At 37.6% G+C, this 25,668-nt stretch carries 25 protein-coding genes; 16 read left to right on the forward strand and 9 right to left on the reverse strand.

Features of this window, described 5'->3' with window-relative positions; genetic code table 11:
- The first annotated feature begins 164 nt into the window (after positions 1–164).
- Complete coding sequence (locus GN157_RS04145; RefSeq protein WP_157481851.1) at positions 165–533, forward strand: VOC family protein; 369 nt, start codon at positions 165–167, stop codon at positions 531–533.
- Between the two features lie 377 nt (positions 534–910).
- Here the strand turns inward: GN157_RS04145 and GN157_RS04150 are convergent, their stop codons facing one another.
- From GN157_RS04150 to GN157_RS04160, 3 genes are all read right to left on the reverse strand, one after another.
- The gene (locus GN157_RS04150; protein ID WP_157481852.1) at positions 911–2,194 is read right to left on the reverse strand and encodes a glycosyltransferase family 4 protein; all 1,284 of its coding nucleotides are present in this window, start codon (positions 2,192–2,194) and stop codon (positions 911–913) included.
- A 19-nt stretch (positions 2,195–2,213) separates the two neighbouring features.
- Positions 2,214–4,697 (reverse strand): YfhO family protein, encoded by a 2,484-nt coding sequence (locus tag GN157_RS04155; RefSeq protein WP_157481853.1) that lies wholly within the window; start codon positions 4,695–4,697, stop codon positions 2,214–2,216.
- Positions 4,698–4,846: 149 nt separating this feature from the next.
- Positions 4,847–5,128, reverse strand: a complete 282-nt coding sequence (locus GN157_RS04160) for a DUF4834 family protein (RefSeq protein ID WP_231749048.1) — start codon at positions 5,126–5,128, stop codon at positions 4,847–4,849.
- Positions 5,129–5,248: 120 nt separating this feature from the next.
- On the opposite strand from GN157_RS04160, the gene GN157_RS04165 reads away from it, so the two are divergent.
- Both GN157_RS04165 and GN157_RS04170 read left to right on the forward strand, forming a co-directional pair.
- The gene (locus GN157_RS04165; RefSeq protein ID WP_157481854.1) at positions 5,249–6,229 is read left to right on the forward strand and encodes a transporter; all 981 of its coding nucleotides are present in this window, start codon (positions 5,249–5,251) and stop codon (positions 6,227–6,229) included.
- A gap of 12 nt (positions 6,230–6,241) precedes the next feature.
- Positions 6,242–7,360, forward strand: coding sequence for a GTP cyclohydrolase (locus GN157_RS04170; RefSeq protein WP_157481855.1), 1,119 nt, complete (start codon positions 6,242–6,244; stop codon positions 7,358–7,360).
- A gap of 49 nt (positions 7,361–7,409) precedes the next feature.
- On the opposite strand, the gene GN157_RS04175 is transcribed toward GN157_RS04170, so the two are convergent.
- On the reverse strand, positions 7,410–8,675 hold the full coding sequence (locus tag GN157_RS04175) for an aminotransferase class I/II-fold pyridoxal phosphate-dependent enzyme (protein WP_157481856.1): 1,266 nt from the start codon (positions 8,673–8,675) through the stop codon (positions 7,410–7,412).
- A gap of 174 nt (positions 8,676–8,849) precedes the next feature.
- Here GN157_RS04175 and GN157_RS04180 point away from each other — a divergent pair, with 174 nt between their 5' ends.
- The 6 genes from GN157_RS04180 (at position 8,850) to GN157_RS04205 (ending at position 13,418) form a co-directional block, all read left to right on the forward strand.
- Entirely contained in the window at positions 8,850–9,188 is a 339-nt protein-coding gene (locus tag GN157_RS04180) for a TM2 domain-containing protein (protein ID WP_035132063.1), read from the forward strand.
- A gap of 4 nt (positions 9,189–9,192) precedes the next feature.
- Complete coding sequence (locus tag GN157_RS04185) at positions 9,193–9,600, forward strand: DUF2752 domain-containing protein (RefSeq protein ID WP_157481857.1); 408 nt, start codon at positions 9,193–9,195, stop codon at positions 9,598–9,600.
- Positions 9,597–10,106, forward strand: coding sequence for a DUF4870 domain-containing protein (locus GN157_RS04190; RefSeq protein ID WP_197429389.1), 510 nt, complete (start codon positions 9,597–9,599; stop codon positions 10,104–10,106). The genes GN157_RS04185 and GN157_RS04190 overlap by 4 nt, the downstream gene beginning before the upstream one ends.
- 3 nt (positions 10,107–10,109) lie before the next feature.
- A complete protein-coding gene (locus GN157_RS04195; protein WP_157481859.1) occupies positions 10,110–10,682 on the forward strand; it encodes a non-canonical purine NTP diphosphatase in 573 nt (190 codons plus the stop codon).
- Between the two features lie 99 nt (positions 10,683–10,781).
- On the forward strand, positions 10,782–12,566 hold the full coding sequence (locus tag GN157_RS04200; protein WP_157481860.1) for a DEAD/DEAH box helicase: 1,785 nt from the start codon (positions 10,782–10,784) through the stop codon (positions 12,564–12,566).
- Positions 12,567–12,641: 75 nt separating this feature from the next.
- Positions 12,642–13,418, forward strand: coding sequence for a carboxypeptidase-like regulatory domain-containing protein (locus GN157_RS04205; RefSeq protein ID WP_157481861.1), 777 nt, complete (start codon positions 12,642–12,644; stop codon positions 13,416–13,418).
- A 3-nt stretch (positions 13,419–13,421) separates the two neighbouring features.
- On the opposite strand, the gene GN157_RS04210 is transcribed toward GN157_RS04205, so the two are convergent.
- Positions 13,422–14,087: a TrmH family RNA methyltransferase gene (locus GN157_RS04210; RefSeq protein WP_157481862.1), complete on the reverse strand. Its 666-nt coding sequence runs from the start codon at positions 14,085–14,087 to the stop codon at positions 13,422–13,424.
- A gap of 63 nt (positions 14,088–14,150) precedes the next feature.
- Between GN157_RS04210 and GN157_RS04215 the strand changes: the two genes are divergently transcribed.
- The 4 genes from GN157_RS04215 to GN157_RS04230 are packed head-to-tail and all read left to right on the forward strand — an operon-like array spanning position 14,151 to position 17,316.
- Entirely contained in the window at positions 14,151–14,681 is a 531-nt protein-coding gene (locus GN157_RS04215; RefSeq protein ID WP_157481863.1) for an RNA polymerase sigma factor, read from the forward strand.
- Entirely contained in the window at positions 14,681–15,475 is a 795-nt protein-coding gene (locus GN157_RS04220; protein ID WP_157481864.1) for an anti-sigma factor, read from the forward strand. The genes GN157_RS04215 and GN157_RS04220 overlap by 1 nt, the downstream gene beginning before the upstream one ends.
- Positions 15,476–16,168 (forward strand): SIR2 family NAD-dependent protein deacylase, encoded by a 693-nt coding sequence (locus tag GN157_RS04225; protein ID WP_157481865.1) that lies wholly within the window; start codon positions 15,476–15,478, stop codon positions 16,166–16,168.
- Between the two features lie 8 nt (positions 16,169–16,176).
- On the forward strand, positions 16,177–17,316 hold the full coding sequence (locus GN157_RS04230) for a hypothetical protein (RefSeq protein ID WP_157481866.1): 1,140 nt from the start codon (positions 16,177–16,179) through the stop codon (positions 17,314–17,316).
- Positions 17,317–17,330: 14 nt separating this feature from the next.
- Here GN157_RS04230 and GN157_RS04235 read toward each other — a convergent pair whose 3' ends face one another.
- Positions 17,331–17,780, reverse strand: a complete 450-nt coding sequence (locus GN157_RS04235) for a TlpA family protein disulfide reductase (RefSeq protein ID WP_157481867.1) — start codon at positions 17,778–17,780, stop codon at positions 17,331–17,333.
- A gap of 143 nt (positions 17,781–17,923) precedes the next feature.
- On the opposite strand from GN157_RS04235, the gene purB reads away from it, so the two are divergent.
- From purB to GN157_RS04250, 3 genes are read left to right on the forward strand one after another with little or no spacing between them, the layout of a single operon-like run.
- Positions 17,924–19,276 carry an adenylosuccinate lyase gene (gene purB, locus GN157_RS04240; protein ID WP_157481868.1) on the forward strand — a complete coding sequence of 451 codons (1,353 nt, stop codon included), beginning with the start codon at positions 17,924–17,926 and terminating at the stop codon, positions 19,274–19,276.
- Between the two features lie 16 nt (positions 19,277–19,292).
- Positions 19,293–19,895 (forward strand): NAD(P)H-dependent oxidoreductase, encoded by a 603-nt coding sequence (locus tag GN157_RS04245; RefSeq protein ID WP_157481869.1) that lies wholly within the window; start codon positions 19,293–19,295, stop codon positions 19,893–19,895.
- A 6-nt stretch (positions 19,896–19,901) separates the two neighbouring features.
- Positions 19,902–21,797 carry a monovalent cation:proton antiporter-2 (CPA2) family protein gene (locus tag GN157_RS04250; protein ID WP_157481870.1) on the forward strand — a complete coding sequence of 632 codons (1,896 nt, stop codon included), beginning with the start codon at positions 19,902–19,904 and terminating at the stop codon, positions 21,795–21,797.
- A 188-nt stretch (positions 21,798–21,985) separates the two neighbouring features.
- On the opposite strand, the gene guaB is transcribed toward GN157_RS04250, so the two are convergent.
- The 3 genes from guaB to GN157_RS04265 form a co-directional block, all read right to left on the reverse strand.
- Entirely contained in the window at positions 21,986–23,458 is a 1,473-nt protein-coding gene (gene guaB, locus GN157_RS04255) for an IMP dehydrogenase (RefSeq protein ID WP_157481871.1), read from the reverse strand.
- A gap of 106 nt (positions 23,459–23,564) precedes the next feature.
- The gene (locus GN157_RS04260) at positions 23,565–24,428 is read right to left on the reverse strand and encodes a hydroxymethylglutaryl-CoA lyase (RefSeq protein ID WP_157481872.1); all 864 of its coding nucleotides are present in this window, start codon (positions 24,426–24,428) and stop codon (positions 23,565–23,567) included.
- A 78-nt stretch (positions 24,429–24,506) separates the two neighbouring features.
- Complete coding sequence (locus GN157_RS04265) at positions 24,507–25,538, reverse strand: quinone-dependent dihydroorotate dehydrogenase (protein WP_157481873.1); 1,032 nt, start codon at positions 25,536–25,538, stop codon at positions 24,507–24,509.
- Positions 25,539–25,668 lie beyond the last annotated feature (130 nt).

Here is a 25,668-nt window from a genome sequence, read left to right on the forward strand (position 1 = left end):
CAACCACAACAGGAAGTAAAGGAGTCCCCTCCTACACTTATTGCTATTGTAATATTCGTGCTGTTTATTATGTTGTTTTTGGTTTTCCTTTATATGGAGAACAGTTAATGTAAAACAGCTCTCCTTATTTTATATCTTTATAAAACATACAAAAGCTTTAAACCATGAATCATAACGCTAAATCCATACGCCCTTTTATAGGAGCAAAAGACTTTGAAGTTTCACGAATGTTTTACCGTGACCTTGGTTTTGAGGAAACCGTACTCTCTCCAGATCTTTCGGTTTTTAAAACCGATAACGGAATCGCATTCTATTTACAGAAAGCCTATGTAAAGGACTGGGTAGATAATACCATGCTTTTTATGGAAGTGGAAAACGTTGATGTTTTTTGGAAAAACTTAAACGAACTGAACCTTACAGCGAAATATGAAGGTGTTAGGCTGGTACCTGTACGCACTATGGAATGGGGTAAAGAATGTTTTGTACACGATCCGTCAGGGATATTATGGCATTTCGGAGAATTTTTTTCGTAACCTAATGATTTTAAGCACATTTTAAGAATAAAGTAAAACCCCAGCTATAGCTGGGGTTTTCAATGTTTTTTAACTGCCTCTTATAAAAAAAACTCAATTAAAACGAAATATTTAAAAGACAAATGATAATTTATTAATTAATTATTCGTTAACTTTGTATTACAATTCGGGTCAACTGAATTAACTCATGGTTAATTTCTGGCACGATAATTGTAATTATTTAATTAAATCTCAGGATTTTATAATTTTGAGGTTTGTTAATAATTGGTTGGTTGGTTTGTTAAGTCCCGTTATTCTCCCAGAATAGCGGGATTTTCTTTTTTAACAGCCTAAAGGTTAGAATTTTATACCAGTTAAAAAAACAACTACAACGTTTTTTAACTTTGTTTTAACAAATTTGCTAACTGATTTGTTAAATTCCTACGGGAATATTGTTGTAAACCAATAGCATGTACTTTTAACCCCTCACCCATATATTGTGCAAAATAAGATTTAAGGGTGTCCTTAAGCTTTTCTTTTTCTGTATACTCAACAAACACACCTGTATTAGTCGTTTTAATTATATCGGCAAAATCAGCTTCCTGTGGCCCTATACCTATAACAGGTCTTTCAGATGCCATATATTCAAACAGCTTGCCCGGTATAATACAACGCGTATCGGGAGAATCAATCTCCACCAGTAACAGCACCTGCGATTTACGTTGTTGCTTTACCGCTTCGCTGTGCGATACATAACCCATATTATTAACGTAATCGTTAAGTCCGTGCTGTTCAATGGAAGTCAGTACTTCCTGGCTAACAGCCCCTATAAGTTTCAGTTCGAACTTATCTTTAAATTCGGTATCCTCACTAACAAGTTCCGATAGTGACTCCCAAAGTATCTTCGGGTTACGTTCTGACAGGAATGAACCTATATGCGCTAAGGTAAACTTTTCGTCAAGCGGCTCTTTTGCTACCAACTCCACATCATAACCGTTAGTGATTACTGTAACAGGTTTATCGGTTAGCTGTTCAAACTCGGCTTTAGTAGTAGGACTGGTTACAATAATACTATCGGCAGTATTAAGTACATCGCGCTCCATTTTTTTATGCCTTTGCTGAGATGATTTACTTAACCTTAACTCTTTATGGTAACCAATAGTTGTCCACGGATCACGAAAATCGGCAATCCACTTCACCCCAAACCTTTTTTGAAGCTCCATCCCTATTAAATGAAGGCTGTGCGGAGGTCCGGTAGTGATAATCGTATCAATACCACTCCCCTGTAAATAATTGCTTAAATAACTTACCGAAGGCCTAACCCAAAGCACTCTTGCATCAGGGATAAACATATTACCCCTAACCCAAAGCATCAGTTTTTGAAGCGCCGACTGCTTTTTCTTATCGGGTATAATCCCCGAACTTATTTTTTTGGTATTCTTTTTTGAAAATACCGAAGCCCATCCGTAAGGCTCAATAATATTATTTTTAAGAATAGTGGTATTGTAACTCACGTCCTTTTGCAACTCTTCATCTATTAAAGGATAGGTAGGATTTTTTGGGACATAAACTACAGGTTCAATACCATACTCAGGCAGGTACTTTACAAATTTTAACCAACGCTGTACACCCGGTCCGCCCGCAGGAGGCCAGTAATACGTTATTACAAGCACCTTGTTCATAATCCCTAAACCTTATATATTATTCTGCTGCTTCGCTTTTCTTTTTAGTACCAAAGTATATTCCTGCTGCTAGTAGTACCAGCATCAGGATAAAACTGATAAGTGTAATGGTACTCCCCTTTTTCACTACCTGTGGCTCAAACTTAAATTCTACAGTATGCTTACCTGCCGGTATTTGCATAGCCCTTAAAACATAGTCGGCCTGGAAATGTGGTTGTTCTTTACCGTCAATAGTAGCTACCCATCCCTGAGGGTAGTATATTTCAGAGAATACTGCAAGTCCGTCGTTAGTGTTATTGGTTTTATACTTAATATAATTAGGCTCTCTTTTAACCAGTGTAATACCGGCAAGACTATCTGTAGCAAAAGCAGCTTTAGAAACCGCCTCAGGGAATTTAGCCACATTAACTACGGCTACATTTTTAGTATCAAGACTATCAAGAGCCTTCATTTCCTCATCTGCCGAATTCACTTTCTTAACCGTGTTTACAAACCATCCGCTTCCGTTAGCAAATGGGTTCTCAACAGGTATATCCTGATTATCGTTAGACTGTAGTAAAACATACTTCACATTAAGCATGTTTAGTACCGGTAACGATTCTGTAAATGTCATTGTTTCAGGGTCAACTGATTTGAACAGTACTCCCATATTGTTCTCTACATTGTAGGTAAACAGTTGGTCAGTACGCTGTGGTCTCACAGCACTGTACCCTCCTACCGACTCATGGAAATAAGATGTTCTCGCCTGTAACCTTCCGTATGGTTCATACACCCTGTAACTGGAAGTATCTTTCATGATAAACTCATCGGCAGGACTTGCCTGGAAAGGTCTGTCAACCTTACTAGCACTTTTAAAGTTATCTTTATTTACATAGTTCTGATCTATAAAGAAAAGGTCAAACACCATAAGTCCGCACACTACAAGCACCGTTACAAAGTCCGACAGCTTTTTGTTTACAAACATCCAAAGCGCACCGCCAGATAACAATATCAGTATCCCCGAACGCAATAAATCAGAGGTATACATCTCCTTACGTTGTTCAATAAGGGCTTTTACAAAGTCAGGCCCCATTTGCCCATACATCTGCCTAATCTGATCGTCACTTCCGCCTGTAAAATCAAAAGAACCTTTAAACAGGAATAAAAGCACTATCACCCCCAGCGCAGCTCCACCGGAAATATAAAGTGATTTAAGCTGTTCCTGCTTTTCTGATTTAAAGAAAGACTGTAGTCCCATTATAGCCAGTACAGGGAAACACAGCTCCAGTATTACCTGTATAGATGATACCGCCCTAAACTTATCGTATAACGGAACATTATCTATAAAGAAATTGGTTAACACAGGGAAGTTTTTACCCCACGACAGTAATAATGACAGAATTGCACCTGCCAAAAAGGCATATTTTATTTTTCGTTTATCTGTAAACAGTCCTAATATCGCCAGAAAGAAGATAACAGCACCTATATAAGCCGGAGCTTCCACAATAGGCTGATCACCCCAATAAGTAGGTGAATTTGCCGCAAATTCTCTAGCCTCAGCATTAGATGCTCCAAGCCCTAGTATAAAATTATATAAATGAGAATCCTCGCCTACATCTTCCCTGGCACCACCACCAAAAAGCCTTGGTGCTATAAGGTCAAAACTCTCGGCAACACCATAGCTGTATTCGGTTATATAGCTGTAATCCATTGACGATGTAGTTGTGTTCTCAGTACCGTCAGGATTAAAAGTAAGTTCGCTTTTACCCCTTATACTAAAGTTAGTAAACTCTGAAGTAGCCATTAGGTTAGTAGCATTTGCACCAAGTGCCAGTATACCTGCCACAACAAACACTCCCATGGCTTTACCAAGGTGTTTAAAGTCTTTACTTTTTACAATTTCTATAATGAAATAAATAGCCAGAACCAGTAACAACAGTAAAAGGTAGTACGTCATTTGGAAGTGGTTGGCGTTAATCTCCAGCGCTGCTGCCATCATAGTAAGCAGCCCTCCTACAATATATCGTTTTTGGAACACCAGTATCAGTCCAGCTACAACCATAGGCATATAGGCAATAGCATGGGCTTTAGCATTATGCCCTACCCCGAGTATGATAATGAGATAGGTGGAGAGACCAAAAGCTAGTGCTCCGAAAAATGCTTTTAACGGACTCACCCTCAAGGCCATCATAAGTATATAAAACCCTATAAAATAAAGGAATAGATAATCTGCAGGTCGTGGTAAAAAGCGTAAAACGCTGTCTATCTTTTTAATGTAGTTATGCGGATAGTTTGCACCCATTTGGTAAGTAGGCATCCCGCCAAAGGCACTGTTTGTCCAGTAAGGTTCATCACCTGTTTCCTTCCTGAAATCGTTTTGCTCTTTTGCCATCCCGGTATATTGGGCAATATCCGACTGGTATATTTTTTTACCCTGTAATACCGGATAAAAATAAATTAGAGAAACAAGAACAAACCCTATAACAGCAAGCAGGTGCGGATAATACTTACTTATATTTTTCATATGCCTTTTTATTGATTTTTATTTCCCGTTGGGAAATTATTAAACGCCGTGAAGATACTTATTTTCGCTAAAAATACAGTTATAAGTATCTAATTAATAAAAAGGCTCTAAATAAAAAATCCTTCCGCAGGGAAGGATTACTATACTATTTAATCAAGTTCTTCAAAATCAATATACTCGCCTACTTTTTTCTTTTCCTTAGGCACTTCTTTAGTAGTTTCCTGCTGGCGTTGCGACTGATATTGCTGCTGTTGCGCCTGCTGATTGTATTGCTGGTTCATGTTATTAAAATTCTGTTCGGCTTTTTTAACCATTTGCTGCACAAGTATTGGAGCAAACAGCCTCATTAAAAACCTAAGCAGGTAATAAACAGCGATTATAATTAATATTGTTCTTATAAAACCGGTAAAGCTTGCAGTAACCATTGTCATTTTAATTTTCTCAAATTTACGGAATCTCTTCCTTAAAAATAAATAGGCACTCTAAAATATAATAAAATATACTACATTTGAAAAAGTGTAAACTATCATGTTCAATAAACGAGCCAAACCATGAATTTTATTAAAAAATATTTACCGCTTGCCTTACTGTTAACCTCTACCTGCCTACATGCACAATATACTGACCAGATTAACTCAAACCGACCGGGAGAGTCAATGTCAGGCTTTGCTGTAGGTAAAACAATTTTTCAGGTAGAAACAGGAATATACGGCATTTGGGAAGATCATGATATTTTAAACTATGATGCAAAAGGTACAGGCCTTGACCTGCAAATACGTTATGGCGCCTTTTTAGAAGAACTGGAGTTTGTACTTGATGCCCAGTACCAGTTTGACTGGTATAACAATGCACTGCAAACCTACTCCCGTAACGACTTTAAACAGTTTACAGTAGGTGCAAAATATCTTATTTATGACCCTGACAAAAACTATAACCCTGAACCGAATTTATACAGCTGGAAAGCCAACCATAAATTCAGATGGAGAAACCTTATCCCTGCTGTAGCAGTTTACGGAGGTATTAATCTTGTAGGAGGAAAAAGTATTTACACCTTCCCACAAGACGAGGTTAGCCCTAAGCTTATGGCTATCACCCATCATCACTTTGGAAAATGGGTTTGGGTTAACAACCTTATTGCCGACAAAATCACTACAGAATATCCTAGCTACGGATGGATTTCTACCCTTACACACGGGTTTAATGACAAATGGTCAGCCTTTGGAGAATTTCAGGGATATGACAGCGACTATTATGCCGATGCTATTTTCAGACTGGGTGCTGCCCACCTGTTAAATGATACTATGCAAATAGATGCATCTATAAGCAAGAACTTTAAAGATACTCCGTTTCTACTTTACGGAGGCGTAGGATTCTCCTGGCGATTTGATGCCGATTATAACGACATACTGCTTCCGGGTAAGGCAGAATATGAAGAAGAAAAGAGCAAGGAGGAAGAGAAAAAAGAAAAGAAAAAGGACAAAAAAGATAAAAAGAAAGACCGTCTTGACGATTTTGAAACCGGAGAAGACTAATATTACCATTTAATGATCACGATTAAAGAAGCTAAAACAAAAAGCGAATTAAAAGATTTTATAAAATTCTCTTTTGAGTTATACAAGGACAATCCTTATTGGGTACCCCCTATCATCTCAGAAGAACTTGAAAGTTTTGATAAAACCAAAAACCCTGCTTTTGAGAATGCCGAAGCTAAATTTTACCTGGCTTATAAAAACGGTAAGATTGTAGGTAAAACTGCCGCTATTATAAACTGGCAGGAAGTAAACCAGCAACAAAAGAGAAAAGTACGCTTTGGCTGGTTTGATGTTATAGATGATATAGAGGTTTCTAAAGCACTTTTAGAGAAAGTATACGAATATGGAAGGGAACATAATTTAGAGTATGTAGAAGGCCCTATGGGGTTCTCAAACCTTGACAAAGTAGGTGTACTTACCGAAGGGTTTGATGAGCTAGGCACCATGATTACATGGTACAACCCTCCATACTACATGGAACATTTTGAAAAACTTGGCTTTACTATAGAGAAGGAGTACCGCGAAAGCGTGTTTACTATGAATAATGTAGACCCTGCTAATTTTCAAAAGGCAAGCCAACTGATTAAACGCAGGTACGGATTAAAAGCTGTAAACTTTAAATCTACCAAAGAGGTTATGCCTTATGTAGACAAAATGTTTGAGCTGTTTAATGCTACTTATTCAAAACTGGCTTCGTTTGTAGCAATTAGTGATATACAAATTGAATATTTCAAAAAGAAATATATCAGCTTTATAAACCCAGAGTACATTAAGTTTATTATGGATAAGGACGATAATATGATAGCCTTTACCATAGTAATGCCCTCGTTCTCTGAAGCGCTTATTAAAGCAAAAGGAAAACTATTCCCGTTTGGGTTTATACACCTGCTAAGAGCTCGTAAGAAAAGTAAAGATGTTGTTTTTTACCTTATAGGCATTGATCCCGAATATCAAAACAAAGGGGTTACCGCTATTATTTTTGAAGAATTCCATAAGGTATTCACCAAAAACAATATAGAAAACTGCATCAGAACTCCTGAACTTGAAGACAACCACGCCATGAATAATTTATGGAAAAACTTTAACCCTAAAATTCATAAGCGTAGAAAAACATATAAAAAAGACCTATAAAAAAACCTCCTTTTAAAGGAGGTTTTTTTATTTATGTTTTTAAGAGAAATTACTCGGCAGAAACATCAACTGTAGTCTGCTCTGCAATTTTCTTATACGTACCGTTTACCAGTTTTTCACGAATCGCTTCATAAGCGCTAAGTGTAATATTGATATCCTCAATTGTATGAGTAGCTGTAGGAATCATTCTTAAAAGAATAATACCTTTAGGAATTACCGGATACACAACTATTGAAAGGAAAATACCATAGTTTTCACGTAGGTCATTTACCATTACCATTGCCTCTGGGATACTACCTTCAAGGTAAACCGGAGTTACACAGGTATTAGTATCACCAATATTAAATCCACGCTCTTTAAGTCCGTTTTGAAGTGCATTTACATTCTCCCAAAGTTTATCTTTAAGCTGAGGGGTTGTTCTAAGCAAGTCCAAACGTTTTAACGCACCTTTTACTAAAATCATTGGTAACGACTTAGCAAACATTTGCGAACGTAAGTTATATTTAAGGAAATCAATTACATCTTTATCGGCAGCAACAAAAGCACCAATACTTGCCATAGACTTAGCAAAAGTAGAGAAGTAAACATCAATACCATCCTGGCATTCCTGCTCCTCACCTGCTCCGGCACCTGTTTTACCAAGTGTACCAAAACCGTGCGCATCATCTACTAACAGTCTAAAGTTGTATTTTTCTTTTAAGGCAACTATTTCTTTTAGTTTACCCTGCTGACCTCTCATACCAAAAACACCTTCGGTAATTACAAGAATACCACCACCGGTAGTTTCAGCCATATTTGTAGCACGCTCAAGGTTTTTCTCTAAGCTTTCCACATCATTATGCTTATAAGTAAAGCGTTTCCCCATATGAAGGCGAACACCATCTATAATACATGCGTGAGAATCTACATCATATACAATAACGTCGTTTTTAGAAACAAGGGCATCAATAATAGACACCATACCCTGGTAACCGAAGTTTAACAGGTAAGCCGACTCTTTTTGTACAAAAGCAGCAAGCTCCTGCTCTAATTGCTCGTGTACAGATGTGTGTCCAGACATCATTCTTGCTCCCATAGGGTAAGCAGCACCATACTCAACTGCAGCTTCTGCATCCGTTTTTCTTACTTCTGGGTGGTTTCCAAGTCCAAGGTAATCGTTTATGCTCCAGTTAATAACTTCCTTACCGTGAAACATCATCCTGTTTGCCAAAGGACCTTCCAGTTTAGGGAATACATAATAACCTTCAGCCTGAGAAGCCCATTTACCTAAAGGGCCTTTATTTTTTTGTATTCTGTCAAATAAATCTTTTACCATGTCTTGAGAATTTGTGTTTTAAAAAACGCGTCAAAAGTAATTATTATATTGTTTCCGTCATAATTATTTTCAACAATACATGTAACAAATATACGGGTATTACTACTTATATTTCAAACTTCATTATATATTTGAAGCTCACAAAACATTTATAACCAAAAACAATCAATTATTATGGACACTCAAAAAGTAGACCTGTTTATGATGATAAACGGGAAGTATTTTAAAGCAGAACACTTAAACTATATTAGAGAGAAACTACTTAATATAGACGAAACAAAATGGAACAGAATCATGGCTCTTGACTTTAAAGATCCTAACTCTATCATGCTTGTTTCTCTAATAGGGCCAGGTGCACTTGGGGTAGACCGATTTTTAATAGGCGAAACAGGCACAGGGGTTGCTAAACTACTTACATGCGGAGGCTTTGGAATCTGGACTATTATTGACTGGTTTATCATTATGGATTTAACCCGAGATAAAAACATGGAAAAACTACAGGCATACCTGTAAAATTATGAACAGGAATAAGCTATACCTGATTTTAATTCTATTAATCGCAGTTGGATATTGCTGGTTAGGATGGTCATTAACACAAACCACCCACAACATTGGCTTCACCCCTTGCCCAATTAAAAATATTACAGGTATAGCTTGCCCTTCCTGCGGAAGCACCCGTAGTGTATCTCAAATAATACAGGGTAACTTTACAGATGCCTTTATGCTTAACCCTTTTGGATACATTATTGCATTAGCTATGCTAATAATACCAATATGGTTACTGTTTGACCTTATTTCGAAAAAAGACACCTTATACAATGGTTACAAAAAGTTTGAGCAAACACTCAAAATAAAATGGGTAGCAATTGTTTTAACACTAGTAACCCTGGCAAACTGGATTTGGAATATTTACAAAGGATTATGAACAATCAAAAAACATATAAGGTTATACACCAAAACGAATACGAACAGGCAGGTAATAGCTACCTAATGACTGTTGTAGGTGTCATTGCAGGATTACCCCTCCCTATTATCAATCTCATAGTCTCCTTTTGTTATTATCTGACCAAGCGTAAATCTTCATATTTTGTTCGCTGGCACTCCATACAGGCAATACTGGCGCAACTTATACTTATACCCTTTAACAGTATTGCATGGGCATGGACCTTGGGTATTATTTTAAAATCGAGTGGATTAATTGCTGAATACGGTAACGACGGTCGCCATCACACATTGCCTTTGCTTGAAGGGATCACAGTACCTTACCTCTTTTACATGTTATTTATAGTTCTTTTTAATATCTTTGAATTCTTTGCCGTAATCTACACTTCTATTAAGGTAAAAAAAGGAGAAAACGTACGCTGGTTTTTAATAGCCGGTATTACCGATCGCCTATGTTCAAAAGAAAAAAGAGACATTTATAATATATAACACATGAAACTTGTTTTCGCTTCAAACAACAAGAATAAAATACAGGAAATAAAACACCAGCTACCGGATGATATCGAACTGCTTAGCCTTGAAGACATAGGTTGCACTGAAGATATCCCCGAAACAGCCGACACCATTGAAGGTAACGCTATATTAAAGGCCGATTATGTAACCCAAAAATACGGATACGACTGTTTTGCCGATGATACCGGGCTTGAAGTAGAAGCACTTAACGGCGAACCGGGAGTATATTCGGCACGATATGCCGGAGAACAAAAGGATGCTAACGACAACATGGACAAACTACTTTTAAACCTTGAAGGCAAAAGTAACCGTAACGCCATGTTTAAAACCGTTATTACCCTTAACCTTAATGGAGAACAACATTTATTTACCGGAATAGTAAATGGTGTAATAACTACAAACAAGGCAGGAGACAAAGGTTTTGGCTACGATCCTATATTCAAACCGGAAGGTTTAGACCTCACTTTTGCACAAATTTCTATGGACGAAAAAGCCAAACTTAGCCATCGTGGCAGGGCTGTACAGCAGCTTATTGCTTTTCTAAAAAAGTAACTCCCTGATTTTCAATTTATTTAATTAAAACAAATCTGTTAAAGCTATTAGTTTATCTCGCTAATAAACAGTACCTTTGCAGCTATTTTAAAAATATATATGAATAAATTTGAACAATTAGGATTGAATGAATCGCTGCTGAGGGCGATAAACGATCTAGGATTTGAAAGTCCGTCGGAGGTACAGGAAAAGGCGATTCCCCTATTATTGGAAAAAGACACAGACATCGTCGCATTAGCGCAAACAGGTACAGGTAAAACTGCTGCTTTTGGTTTTCCGCTAATTCAGAAGATTGATGCCGAAAATAAAAACACTCAGGCTTTAATATTATCTCCAACACGTGAACTTTGCCTGCAAATCACTAACGAGATTAAATTATACTCTAAATACGTTAAAGGGTTAAATACTGTTGCTGTATATGGCGGTGCCAGTATTACAGAACAGGCTAAAGAAATTAGAAGAGGTGCACAAATTATTGTAGCAACCCCGGGTAGAATGCAGGACATGATTAACCGTGGCCTGGTAAACATATCTAAAATAGATTACTGTGTACTTGATGAGGCAGATGAAATGCTAAACATGGGATTCTATGATGATATCGTTGCTATTCTTTCTACATCACCAACAGATAAGAGCACTTGGCTTTTCTCTGCCACTATGCCACAGGAAGTAGCACGTATTGCACGTGAGTTTATGAGAAAACCACTTGAAATTACAGTAGGTCATAAAAACTCAGGTTCATCTACAGTATCACACGAATTTTACCTTGTAAATGCACGTGACCGTTATGAAGCGCTAAAACGTCTTGCAGATGCTAACCCTGATATTTTCTCGGTTGTATTCTGTCGTACAAAAAGAGACACTCAGGCTGTAGCTGAAAAACTTATCGAAAACGGATATAACGCTGCTGCACTTCACGGAGACCTTTCTCAGGCTCAGCGTGATGCGGTAATGAAATCATTCAGAAACAGGCAAATACAAATGCTTGTTGCTACCGATGTAGCTGCAAGGGGTATTGACGTAGACAACGTAACTCACGTTATCAACTACCAGTTACCTGATGATATAGAAACTTACAACCACCGTAGTGGTCGTACAGGACGTGCCGGTAAACTGGGTACATCTATCGTTATTATCACTAAGAGTGAGCTTCGTAAAATATCAGCTATCGAGAGAACTATCAAACAGAAGTTTGAAGAAAAATCTATCCCATCAGGTATCGAGATTTGCGAAATACAGTTATTCCACTTAGCTAACAGAATTAAAGATGTTGAGATAGACCACGAAATAGACCCTTACCTTCCTGCTATTTATGAGGTAATGAAAGACCTTAGCAAAGAGGAACTTATCAAGAAAATGGTATCGGTAGAGTTTAACAGGTTTATCAACTACTATAAAAAGAATAAAGACCTTTCTACACAAAAAGGCGGAGATCGTGACTTTACTCCAACAGGAGGTGCGGTTCGTTACTTTATCAACATAGGTTCACGTGACGATTTCGACTGGATGAGCCTTAAAGATTTCCTTCGTGACACATTAGGTTTAGGTCGTGACGATATCTTTAAAGTGGATGTAAAAGAAGGATTCTCTTTCTTTAATACAGAAGCTGAACATGCTGAAATAGTTCTTGACACCTTTAACAGTATGCACCTTGAAGGTCGTAAGATAAACGTTGAGATTTCTAAAAATGATGGCGGAGGAAGACGCAGAGACCACAACGGAAGAAACAGTGGTGGCGGAGGCTTTAAACGTAACTCACCTAGAGGTGGCGGAGACAGCAGAGACGGAAGAGACAGTAGAAACTCAAGAAGAGACGGATCTTCTCCTAGGAGAAAAGACGGCAAAAGCGCTCCAAGAGACAGAAAGCCGAGAAGAAGCAATTAATTTTTTTTAATATAATTGTATACTAACTACAAAATATCGCGTTTGTTTATTACTTTTACTTTACTAAAGCAAACAATGAGATATTTTGTAGTTATTTTATTTTTATTACTATCGTTCCCTTCTTTCGCACAAACTGAGAAGCAGGAAGACACTACCAGTGTAAGTGGTACAATAGTAAATGAGAGCAACCTGTTACCTATTGAAAATGCAACGATTATCAATATTAACACGGTAAAAGGTACCGTTACAGACAAGCAAGGTCATTTTAATATAGCTGCAAAAACTAACGATACTCTACACATTACCCTTATAGGCTACCAACCTATTAAAGTGCGTGTTACAAACGACTGGATTAAAAATACAACTTCAACAAAAATACCACTAACAGAAAAGGCTTATGCGCTGGAAGAGGTGGTTATTAACCAGCATAACCTTACCGGTTTCCTACAGGTAGACTCTAAACTTGTACCTGTTAAACAAAACTATCGTTACAGTATATCAGGACTTAATTATGGCTACGAGGGCGGACACAGCTCCCCTAATGCCTTTAAGAAGATTATAAATTCTGTTTTCAACCCTGCCGACCTGCTTCATAACATTTTTGGTAAAAAACCTAATGAGATGAAAAGGCTTAAGCAAATGAAGAAAGATGATACTGTAAGAAATTTGCTTGCTTCAAAATTTGACAGAGAAACACTGGCTGCCCTTTTAGGGGTTAGCAAAGAAGATATTTCTGAAATTCTGGAACAATGCAGCTATTCTGAAGAGTTTATAAAAACCGCAAACGACCTCCAGATAATGGATGCTATTAGCGGTTGTTATGAAGAATATAAAGCCATTAACAGAAAATAAACACTATTTCTGGTCCAGATATTTTTGCGTAATAAAATCAATATCCTTTATTGATTTCCTACTCCAATCAATTCTTTTATCAAGCATTTCATCATCATTAAGCCTCCAGTTAATATCTGATTTTCGTAACCTGTTGGTTATATCCTGAATTACAATAGCTGCCGATGACGATATATTAAGACTTTCGGTAAAACCTACCATAGGTATTTTTAAAAAGCCGTCGGCCTTCTGCATTACCTCTTCAGAGAGTCCGTTTTTCTCTGTACCAAAAAATATGGCTGCCGGCTGTGTAATATCAAACTCATCAAGCATACACGAGTTTTCATGAGGCGTAGTAGCTATAATTCTGTACCCTTTAGCTTTTAGGTTACCAATACATTCAGATGCCGAGGCATATCGTTTAACATCTACCCATTTTTGCGCACCAAGGGCAATTTCCTTATCTATACGCTTACCATACTTCTCCTCTATTACATTTAGCTCCTGCACACCAAAAACCTCACAGGTACGCATTACCGCACTGGTATTATGTAGCTGAAAAACATCTTCAATAGCAACCGTAAAATGCTTGGTACGGGTTTGTAATATATTTAAAAAAGTTTCTTTACGGTTTTCAGTAATAAACTCTTCTAGGTAATTGAGATATTGGATATCTGAGGTATTTTTCATTATTTAAGCTAAATGTTAAAAATCTTTTAGTATTTTAGAAGTGCCAAATCCAACAAATTATATATGACACAGGAAGAATTACTCGAGCAAATCTACAAAAAAGACAGCAAAGCATTCACGCTACTGTATGACATGTATTCCAAAAGCCTTTTTGGAGTTATATTCAACCTTTTAAAAGATAAAGAAGAATCAGAAGATGTTTTACAGGACGTTTTTGTAAAAATCTGGAAAAATATCGATTCATATAATGAAAGTAAAGGCCGATTTTTTACCTGGATTCTTAATATAGCACGCAACGCAGCTATAGATAAATTAAGGTCTAAGGGACATAATAACAGTTTGAAAAACCTCTCTGTCGACAATTTCGTAAATATTTTAGACCACAATACTTCGGTGAGCAATAAAATTGACGCCATAGGTATTCGTGAGTTTGTAAAGAAACTAAAGCCGGTGTGTGTACGCATTATCGACCTGCTTTTCTTTAGGGGATACACCCAACAGGAAGCATCGGAAGAACTTGCCATACCACTGGGTACAGTGAAAACGCAAAACAGAAATTGCATTAGAGATTTAAGAACTATATTAGAGGTATAATGAACACAGAGTATATTGAATCAGGAATTTTGGAACTGTATGTCTTTGGGTTACTTTCGGAAGAAGAAAACCTGAAGGTTAAAGAAATGGCAGACAGCAATGAGGATGTAAAAGCAGAGATACTGTCTATAGAAAAAGCCGTTATTGACCTTTCATACAGCGTATCGCCCTACCTATCGGCAGAGGTGTATAACAAAATACGCCAACAGCTTATTGAGAAACACGAAGGTGTTGTACAAATGCCACGCAAAAGCACAACAGGCTCCTACCTGGGGTGGGCTGCTGCTGTTATACTGTTATTTGGACTTGGCTTCCAGTATTACCAGTACAATCAGGCTACTGAGGAAGTTCAGGCTACAAAAACAGAACGTGATAAGTTTGAACAGATGCTTGCTAACGTAAGCCAGGAGAATACACAAAACGAAAAGGCTCTTGCCATTATTCGTGACAAGAACAATAATGTAGTTTCTCTTGCCGGGCAAACCGTTGCCCCCGAAGCTTATGCTAAAGTGTATTTAAACAACGAAGACAATAAAATTTATGTGGATATAGCCGGTTTACCGGAACCTCCTAAAGACAAAGTATACCAGGTTTGGGCACTTAAACTGAAACCTCAACTTGACCCAACAAGTATTGGTGTTCTTGACGACAGCCAGAGAACTCAAAATAAAGGTATATTTGCTGTAGAGAACTTTGAAGGAGCCGAAGCGTTTGGTATTACACTTGAGCCTGCCGGTGGTAGTCCTTCACCTACACTTGAACAATTATATACTTTAGGGGAAGTAAAATCATAAATGAAAAAAAATCTTGTTGTACTATCGGGTGCCGGTGTTAGTGCCGAAAGCGGAATAAAAACTTTTCGTGATGCAGGCGGCCTTTGGGAGGGTCATAATGTAATGGAAGTGGCTTCTCCCGAGGGTTGGCGCAAAAACCCTGCACTGGTACTCGATTTTTACAACAAACGTCGCCAACAGCTTTTTGAGGTTACACCTAACAAGGCTCACAACATAATTGTTGAGCTTGAAAACCATTTTGATGTTACCGTTATTACCCAAAATGTAGATGACCTGCACGAACGTGCCGGAAGCACCAATGTTTTACACCTGCATGGCGAACTCCTAAAAGCCCGCAGCGTTAACAACCATTATGACATTATTGAATGGACTACAGATATTTATGAAGGTGACCTGCATACCGATGGGCATCAGTTACGTCCGCACATAGTTTGGTTTGGAGAGGCAGTCCCGGCCATACCCGAAGCTATTAACATAGTAGAAAAAGCCGATTACCTAATTATAATAGGCACTTCACTACAGGTATACCCAGCTGCAGGACTTATAGATTATGCAAAACCTCATGTAACAATATATTATTTGGATCCCAATCCAGCTCAAATACCAAATTTGAGAAATAAACTTGAAGTTTTTTCACACCTCGGCTCAATAGGTATGGAAAAAGTAAAAGAGATATTGTTGGAAAATATTTAATTCTTACTATGATAAAAACAGTGGAATTAATAGGAAAACTCAATTTCATTAGAGATTTCTGGAATCACTATGTTTTAGAATATCAATTTTGTCAAAAGAAAATTCGATTTGATGATGATATTAAAACAAACTATATAGGTATTATATTTGGATATTTTGATGATACTTTTGATTTACTTAGTTTTTCAAAATCAAACACACAGCCAAATTTCTCTTACCAAATAAGTCTATTACAGACGATATATGTACAACAAGATTTTATTGAACAGATGTTATACATATTCAAGTGTAGAAAGGACGGCGATTTAATTGACAAAAGTAAATTAAAAGTAAATAGTAATTATTCTATAAATAGAGAAATACGAAATGAATTAATAGGCCATCCAATAAGAATGAACAAAGGACAATTAATTTCAGCTTCTTTATTTGGATATGATACTACATCTTTTACAATAAGTTATTCGAGATACCATAAAGAAAATAATCATAATTTTGAACATAAAAAAGAGGAAGTTTCAGATATACTCAGAAGGCATTCAAACTTTATAAATGAATATTTTGACATTATAATTCAAAAAGTAAAAACAATCTTAGAGGCTTTTGAGAAAAATCTTGATGATGTAAAGAGATTTTTGAATAATAAAAATTTTGAATCCCTAATAAATATTCTTTCAATAAAATACGAATCCATATTTGATTATAACTATAACTACGAACCTAATAATTTAAAATTAATTTACAGCAACAGGGAAAAACATTTAAGATATAAAAACCTTATTGATAAATTTTATTTTGATTTAGTCGAATCTTTAACCGAAAAAATAGAATCAACAAAACACCTACAAACTTGGCAATATATAAGTAAGCAAGAAACTTTCGTTGAACCATATGGATCTATATTAAAATTTATAGATATAGAACCTGAGTCTACTAATAAAATTAAAAGAAGTTATCAATATGAGCTAAGTAAATTAGCAAACAGAGATTTTGATAGTTTTAATTTTAATAGCGAAATATTAAAATCGAATTTTTCTGAAAATAAACTAGTAATAGATGAGCTTAACCATATGAAAAATCATTTTAATAATGAAATTGAATATTATTGCTCTTATTATTTATTATATAAAACAATTAAAGCAAATAGTTAAACTATACTACTTTTTTACTCCGCCAAATACTTATTTATTACTTTGATAAGCTTACGACTGTACCCCGGAGCATGGGCACTTACCAGCTTTCCATTTTTATCAATTACCATATAGCGCGGTATAGACATTATTTTATGTCCTTCCAGCACTTTAGCATTTTTAGCCTGAGAGATTAAAAGGTTAATATCATTTACTATGCCTTCGGTCTCCATAGCTTTTACCCACTTGTCTTTTTCAGTATCCATGGAAATAAAAACATAAACCACATCTTTACCTTTAAGTTTTTCCTTAAACGAAGGCAGTTTTCTCATTTCGCTACGACAGGGTTTACACCAGCTGGCCCAAAAATCTATCAGGATAACTTTGCCTTTATTTTCCTGTACAATCTCATCCAGTGATTTATTGGTTTGACAAAAAGCAGTAAGCGAAGTAAAAACAAGTAAAAAGACAAATAGTTTTTTCATAGCTAGGTGGTTTTATGGTTAATTACAAAACAGAAAGGTAGCCGTTTTAGTATAAAAACTACCTATTTAATTGTTTTTGTGCCTTCTTTAATTGCCTGTAAAAGTTTATCTTTGCGGCTATACGTATTTTTAAACAACAAACAATGCAAAGTTTATCTGAACTGAATGCCATTTCCCCAATAGACGGGAGATATAGGAGTAAAACCGTATCGTTATCAGGATATTTTTCTGAAGAAGCACTTATAAAATACAGAGTGCTTGTAGAAATTGAGTATTTCATAGCATTATGCGAATTACCACTACCTCAGCTACAGGGTGTAGACAAAGCTGTGTTTGAGCCGCTTCGTGATCTTTACAGAAACTTCTCGGCACAGGATGCACTACAGGTAAAAGAAATAGAAAAAACAACCAACCACGATGTAAAAGCGGTTGAGTACTTTATAAAATCGGCTTTTGATAAGCTGGGACTTGAGCAGTACAAAGAGTTTATCCACTTTGGTTTAACTTCTCAGGATATTAACAACACTGCAATCCCTCTTTCAACTAAAGAGGCTTTTGAAGATGTTTATATGCCAACACTTATTAAAGTAATCTCTAAACTTAAAGAACTTACTAAAGAATGGGCAGATGTGCCAATGCTTGCCCGTACTCACGGACAACCTGCATCTCCTACCCGTTTAGGTAAAGAGATACATGTTTTTGTAGAAAGACTGGAAGAGCAGTTACGTCAACTTTTCAACGTCCCTTTTGCTGCAAAATTTGGTGGAGCTACAGGTAACTTTAATGCACACTTTGTGGCTTATCCGCAAAACGACTGGAGGCAGTTCGGACTTGATTTTGTTGAAGGAACACTTGGATTAAAACACTCATTCCCTACTACACAAATTGAGCATTACGATCATTTTGCTGCATTTTTTGATGCTTTAAAGCGTATTAATAACATCCTTATAGATCTTGACAGAGACATATGGACTTATGTATCTATGGATTACTTTAAGCAAAAAATCAAAGCCGGAGAGGTTGGTTCTTCTGCAATGCCACACAAAGTAAACCCTATTGATTTTGAAAACTCAGAAGGTAACTTAGGTATTGCTAATGCTATATTTGAGCACCTTTCTGCTAAACTGCCAATATCAAGACTGCAAAGAGACCTTACAGACAGTACTGTACTAAGAAACATAGGCGTACCTGTAGGACATACTCTTATTGCTTTTGAAGCTACTCTTAAAGGACTTAACAAACTGCTTTTAAATGCTGAGAAGTTTGAGCAGGACCTTGAGAAAAACTGGGCTGTTGTGGCAGAGGCTATCCAAACGATATTACGTCGTGAGGGCTATCCTAACCCATATGAAGCACTTAAAGAGCTTACAAGAACAAACCATATTATCAATAAAGATTCTATACATGCCTTTATAGGAACACTTAACGTTTCAGACAGCGTTAAAGCGGAGTTAATGAACATTACTCCTTCCAATTATTTAGGTATATTACCATAAATAAGAAATACAATGTATGCCCAACAAGATACTCATTCTATTTGCACACCCGCTGTTCGAGAAATCGAATGTGAATGACGTACTTGTAAACCACATTCCGGATAGTCCTAATATCACGTTTCACGACCTGTACCAGGAGTATCCGGAATTTGATGTTAATATGCAGCGTGAACAGGAGCTGCTTTTACTACATGACATCATTATATGGCATCACCCTATGTACTGGTACAGTTGCCCTCCCCTTTTAAAACAATGGATAGACATTGTACTGGAACACGGCTGGGCATATGGTAAGGAAGGTACAGCCCTAAAAGGCAAACTGCTCTTACAAACCATTACAACCGGCGGACGCAAGGAAAACTACTGCTCTACAGGGCGCGACCGCTTTACAATACAACAACTTTTAGAACCATTCAATCAAACTGCAAAAGTTTGTAATTTGACCTACCTACCTCCGTTTGTAGTTCATGGCACACACTCCATGACGACGGAAGGATATATAGAGAACGGAAAACTCTACAGGCAAATTCTGGAATACCTGGAAAACAAAACCATTACCCCTGAAGATCTCTCCGGCTATCAGTATTTTAACGATTGGTTTAAAACTAAATTAGGCTAAAAACGTATGGAAACCGGATTATTTTTTGAGTCAATTATCTATTTGGCTGCTGCTGTTATATGTGTACCCATAGCTAAAAAACTGGGGCTTAGCTCTATATTAGGCTATCTGTTTGCCGGTATTTTAATCGGTCCGTTTGTACTTGGACTAATCGGTCAGCAGGGAGAAGACATTATGCACTTTGCCGAATTTGGTGTGGTTATGATGCTGTTTCTTATCGGGCTGGAGCTTGATCCTTACAAATTTTGGCGGATGCGACGTTTTATTGTCGGTATGGGTTCGTTACAGGTTTTAGGCACCACTATTATACTGTTTTTGGCATGTTTACTGGTTTTAAAATGGGAATGGGAAGCCACACTAACTATAGCATTGGCACTAACCTTATCATCAACCGCTATTGTATTGCAAACCCTTAAAGAAAAAGGGCTATCGCAAACCTCAATGGGGCGTTCGGCATTTGCAGTACTGTTATTTCAGGATATAGCTGTAATCCCTATACTTGCCATACTACCCCTGTTAGCCGATGGCGATATACAAAATAAAGGAATAAACGAATCCCTTATTTCCGATTTACAGGGATGGTTGCAAACCCTTATTGTGATAGGTACCATTGCCCTTATATACTTTGCAGGCAGATTTATTATTGTACCGTTACTACATGTAGTAGCAGCTACAAGGCTACAGGAACTTTTTACCGGAGCGGCACTATTACTGGTACTTTTAGTTTCTTATATAATGCAGATGGTAGGGCTTAGCCCCGCTTTAGGTGCGTTTATGGCAGGTGTCGTATTGGCCAATAGTGAATTCAGGCATGAGCTCGAAGGCGATATAGCCCCCTTTAAAGGACTCCTCTTAGGACTTTTCTTTATTGGTGTAGGTGCTTCCATCAACTTTAGCCTTATCATGGTAGACCCTGTGTTTATAATTGTTTTCTGCACCCTGTTTAATGTTATCAAATTCCTTGTACTACTGGGAATAGGTAAAATTTATAAGAAAAGTTCTGACCAAAACCTGCTTTTCGGATTTGCCCTGAGTCAGGGAGGGGAATTCGGGTTTGTAATATTAGGGTTTGCCACTCAGCTTAATCTTATGCCCACCTACCTAGCCAGCCAAATGATGGCAATTATAGCACTGAGTATGATAGGCACACCTATATTGCTTTTTATTAATGAAAAATGGATAGACCCTTTCTTTGGGGTTAAGGAAAAAGATTCGGGTAATAAGTATGATGATATAGAAGACGAAAACAACGATGTTATTATAGCCGGATTCGGAAACTTTGGTAGTACCATAGGGCGTTTATTAAAAACTAACGGTATACCCGCAACAGTACTAGACATGGATTCTGACAGGGTTGACTCCCTGCGTAAAATGGGCTTCAAAGTATACTACGGAGATGCTTCAAGACTGGAACTGCTTCAGGCAGCCGGATGTGAAAACGCTAAACTGTTTATCGCTGCTATAGATAACCCTACCGTAAACCTTATCGTGGTAGAAATGATACGTAAACATTTCCCTCATTTAAAAGTACTGGCAAGAGCCCGTAACCGAAGTAATGCCTTTGAACTGGTAGATATGGGTATCAATCAGTTTTATCGTGAAAACCTGTACAGTGCCGTGCACTTAGGCGTAGATGCTTTGGTTGAACTGGGCCACCGCCGTTATACTGCCACAAGGCAGGGACAACGATTCATTAAATATGATGAGCAGGCGGTATTGAGACTTTCACAGAAACGACACGATAAAAAGGCTTTCCTCATGACCGCCAAAGAGGAGATTGAAATGCAGGAACAACTGCTTAAAAATGATTTATATGCCCAACTGGGAGCTAACGACCATGCCTGGGAAAGTGAAGACCTGAGAAAAGAAAACCTAGAGAATAGTAACGGAGATAAAAAATAAAACATCATCTATATTCCCCTCCTTTGGAGGGGTACCCATCGGGTGGGGTGGTTTATGATATAAAAAATAAAGTCCCACCCCGGCTTTCAGCCACCCCTCCAAAGGAGGGGAATTAAAACAATACAAAAACAAAAAGGCAGAAGTTAGTAACTTCTGCCTTTTTTATGTTTTAGTCTTTCGACCTCAAATTATCTTGAATAGTTTGGAGCCTCTTTAGTAATAGTTACATTGTGAGGATGACTCTCAGATATACCGCTTGAAGTTAAACGTACAAAACGGCTGTTTTCCTGTAGTGTTGGGATGTCTTTAGCACCACAGTAACCCATACCTGCACGCAGACCTCCTATAAACTGAAGCATGCTTTCAAAAAGCTCTCCTTTGTAAGGTACACGACCTACAATTCCTTCCGGTACAAGTTTCTTAACATCATCTTCTACATCCTGGAAGTAACGGTCTTTAGAACCTTCTTTCATAGCCTCAACAGATCCCATACCACGGTAAGATTTAAACTTCCTTCCTTCAAATATGATCGTTTCTCCCGGAGATTCTTTAGTACCTGCAAGTAATGAACCAAGCATTACACAGTCGGCACCCGCTGCAAGCGCTTTAGGAATATCACCTGTGTAACGTATACCTCCATCGGCAATTACAGGAACACCGGTACCTCTTAACGCTGCAGAAACTTCAAGAACTGCAGAGAACTGAGGGAAACCAACACCTGCAACTACACGTGTAGTACATATAGAACCGGGACCGATACCAACTTTCACAGCATCTGCACCGTTTTCAGCAAGGTATAAAGCCGCTTCAGGAGTTGCAATATTACCTACAACAACGTCTAGCTCAGGGAATTTTGCTTTTACTTCTTTAAGTACACCTACCACACCTCTTGTATGTCCGTGAGCTGTATCGATAATTACCGCGTCAACTCCGGCAGCTACAAGTGCTTCTGCTCTCTGTACTGCATCAGCAGTAACACCAAGGGCAGCAGCAACACGAAGTCTTCCGAATTTATCTTTGTTAGCGATAGGCTTTTGGGTAAGCTTAGTGATGTCTCTAAAAGTAATAAGACCAATAAGTTTATTTTCGCTGTTTACTACAGGTAGTTTTTCGATTTTATGCTCCTGAAGAATTCCTTCTGCCACATCAAGAGTAGTACCCTCACCTGCAGTAACAAGGTTTTCAGAAGTCATTACTTCTACTATAGAACGTGTACCTTCTTTTTCAAAACGAAGATCACGGTTTGTTACAATTCCTTTAAGTATTTGGTTTTCGTCTACTACCGGAATACCTCCGATACCAAACTCACGCATGGCGTTTTTAGCATCTGCAACTGTAGCATTAAGAGGAAGCGTAACAGGATCGATAATCATACCTGATTCTGCTCTTTTTACTTTTCTAACCTCTGTAGCCTGACGCTCAATCGTCATGTTTTTGTGTAATACACCTATACCACCTTCACGAGCCATAGCAATAGCCATAGCGCTTTCCGTCACCGTGTCCATAGCCGCCGAAACGATAGGCACGTTTAATGTTATGTTTTTCGAGAATTTTGATTTGATACTTACTTCGCGTGGAAGAACCTCAGAATAATTTGGAACCAGCAGTACATCATCGTAAGTAAGACCTTCACCGATGATTTTAGTTGTGTGTGCTTTCATGTTGCAATTTGTCGTTAAATTGCATGCAAATATAGTACTTTTTAACCTAATAAGAAAGCGTTTGTTTTATAAAAAATCGTTATGCCTTTATAAAGAAAATTTATTCTTAGTGATACTGGGTAAAAATTTTGGTTGCCTCGTTGTATGAGCTCTCAAAACTAAGTGAATTTAAGCTGGTTACCACTTTCTCTGCCGTAAAGTACGAAAGCATTTTTTCGGTAGGCATATTTCCGGTTAGGTCATCTTTTGCCATCGGGCAACCACCAAATCCCTGTATAGCGCCATCAAAACGTATACATCCCGCCTTATAGGCTGCATCTACTTTTTCAAACCATCTGTCTGGTGTGGTGTGCAGGTGTGCCCCAAATTCAATTTCAGGATACTTAGGAATAAGATTAGAGAAAAGATAATCGATAACCTCAGGAGTTGAGCTACCAATAGTATCTGACAATGAAAGTATTTTAACTCCCATTCCTGCCAGCTTCTCGGTCCACTCCCCTACAATTTCCACGCTCCACGGGTCTCCATAAGGATTACCAAAGCCCATAGAAAGGTAAGCCACAACCTCTTTATTACTTTTATCGGCAATGTTTAGTATTTCCTGTAAAGTAACAATAGACTCGGCTATGGTTTTATGCGTATTACGCATCTGGAAGTTCTCTGAAATGGAAAACGGATATCCTAAATATTGTATTTCAGGATGTACAGAAGCTAACTCTGCTCCTTTTGTATTGGCTATAATAGCCAGTAGTTTACTTTTTGTAGCACTCAGGTCAAGTTTTGCAAGCACTTCGGCGGTATCCTGCATTTGCGGAATAGCCTTAGGCGAAACAAAACTACCGAAATCAATAGTATCAAAACCTACCCTTAACAGCGACTGAATGTATGCTACTTTCTTCTCTGTGGGAATAAATTCTTTGATGCCCTGCATGGCATCTCTTGGACACTCGATAATCTTAACCTGTTTCATAGAGGTTCAAAGATAATTAAAGAATCGGGTTTACGAAATCGTTTTCTTTGAAAAATTACCACAAAAACAGCCTGTATACTATTTTTTTGATAATAACTTCTTGTTTATCGCCTTAATAAGCCCCGGACCCTCATATATAAATCCGGTGTAAAGCTGTATTAGGCTGGCTCCTGCCTCCAGTTTTTCAATAGCATCTTCGGCAGTATGTATACCTCCTACTCCTATTATAGGAAATGCTTTATTACTTTTTTCTGATAGGAACCTAATTACCTCGGTAGACCTTTTTGTTAACGGCTTACCACTAAGTCCGCCCGTTTCCTTTTTATTTTCAGACTGTAACCCTTCTCTCGAAATAGTAGTATTGGTTGCTATAACACCTGCTATTTTAGTAGTTTGTACTATATCAATAATATCAAGCAACTGACTATCGGTCAAATCAGGAGCAATTTTAAGCAGTATCGGTTTTTGTACCGGTTTCGTTTGGTTTTTATCCTGAAGCGTTTGCAGTAACTGAGTTAAAGGCTCTTTATCCTGAAGCTCACGCAGGTTTGGTGTATTAGGCGAACTCACATTTACCACAAAATAATCCACATAATCATACAGTGCATCAAAGCATATTTCGTAGTCACTTACAGCATCTTCATTTGGAGTCACCTTGTTCTTACCTATGTTACCACCTATAAGCACATGCCCTTTCCCTTTAGGATTCTTTTTAAGGCGCTCTACAGCTTCGGCTACACCACCATTATTAAACCCCATACGGTTTATAAGTCCGCCATCTTCCCTAAGCCTAAACAGTCTCTTTTTAGGATTCCCGTCCTGTGGTTTTGGGGTAAGCGTACCTATCTCTATAAATCCAAAGCCCAGGTTACCCAGCTCTTTGTATAACTTAGCATCTTTATCAAGCCCTGCAGCAAGCCCTACAGGGTTTTTAAATTTTAACCCAAACACTTCGCGCTCCAGTCTTGGATCGTTTACCTCAAACATTGATTTAAGTACAGACGGCATACCCGGTATACTGTTTAAAAATCGAATGGTTGAAAATGTGAAGTAGTGAATTTTTTCCGGATCGAAACGGAATAATACAGGCCTGATTAGAGATTTGTACATAGCTAAATTATTGTGGCTGCAAAAGTAATAAATTATCCTAAGTTTATTGTTTATAAAAATTTTAACATTCCTTTTAGATTCTCCCCTTTCTTTGATTATATTTGAAAATAGTACGCAACTTACCTTATAT

This window comes from Flavobacterium rakeshii (assembly GCF_009741375.1).
GTDB lineage: Bacteria > Bacteroidota > Bacteroidia > Flavobacteriales > Flavobacteriaceae > Flavobacterium > Flavobacterium rakeshii.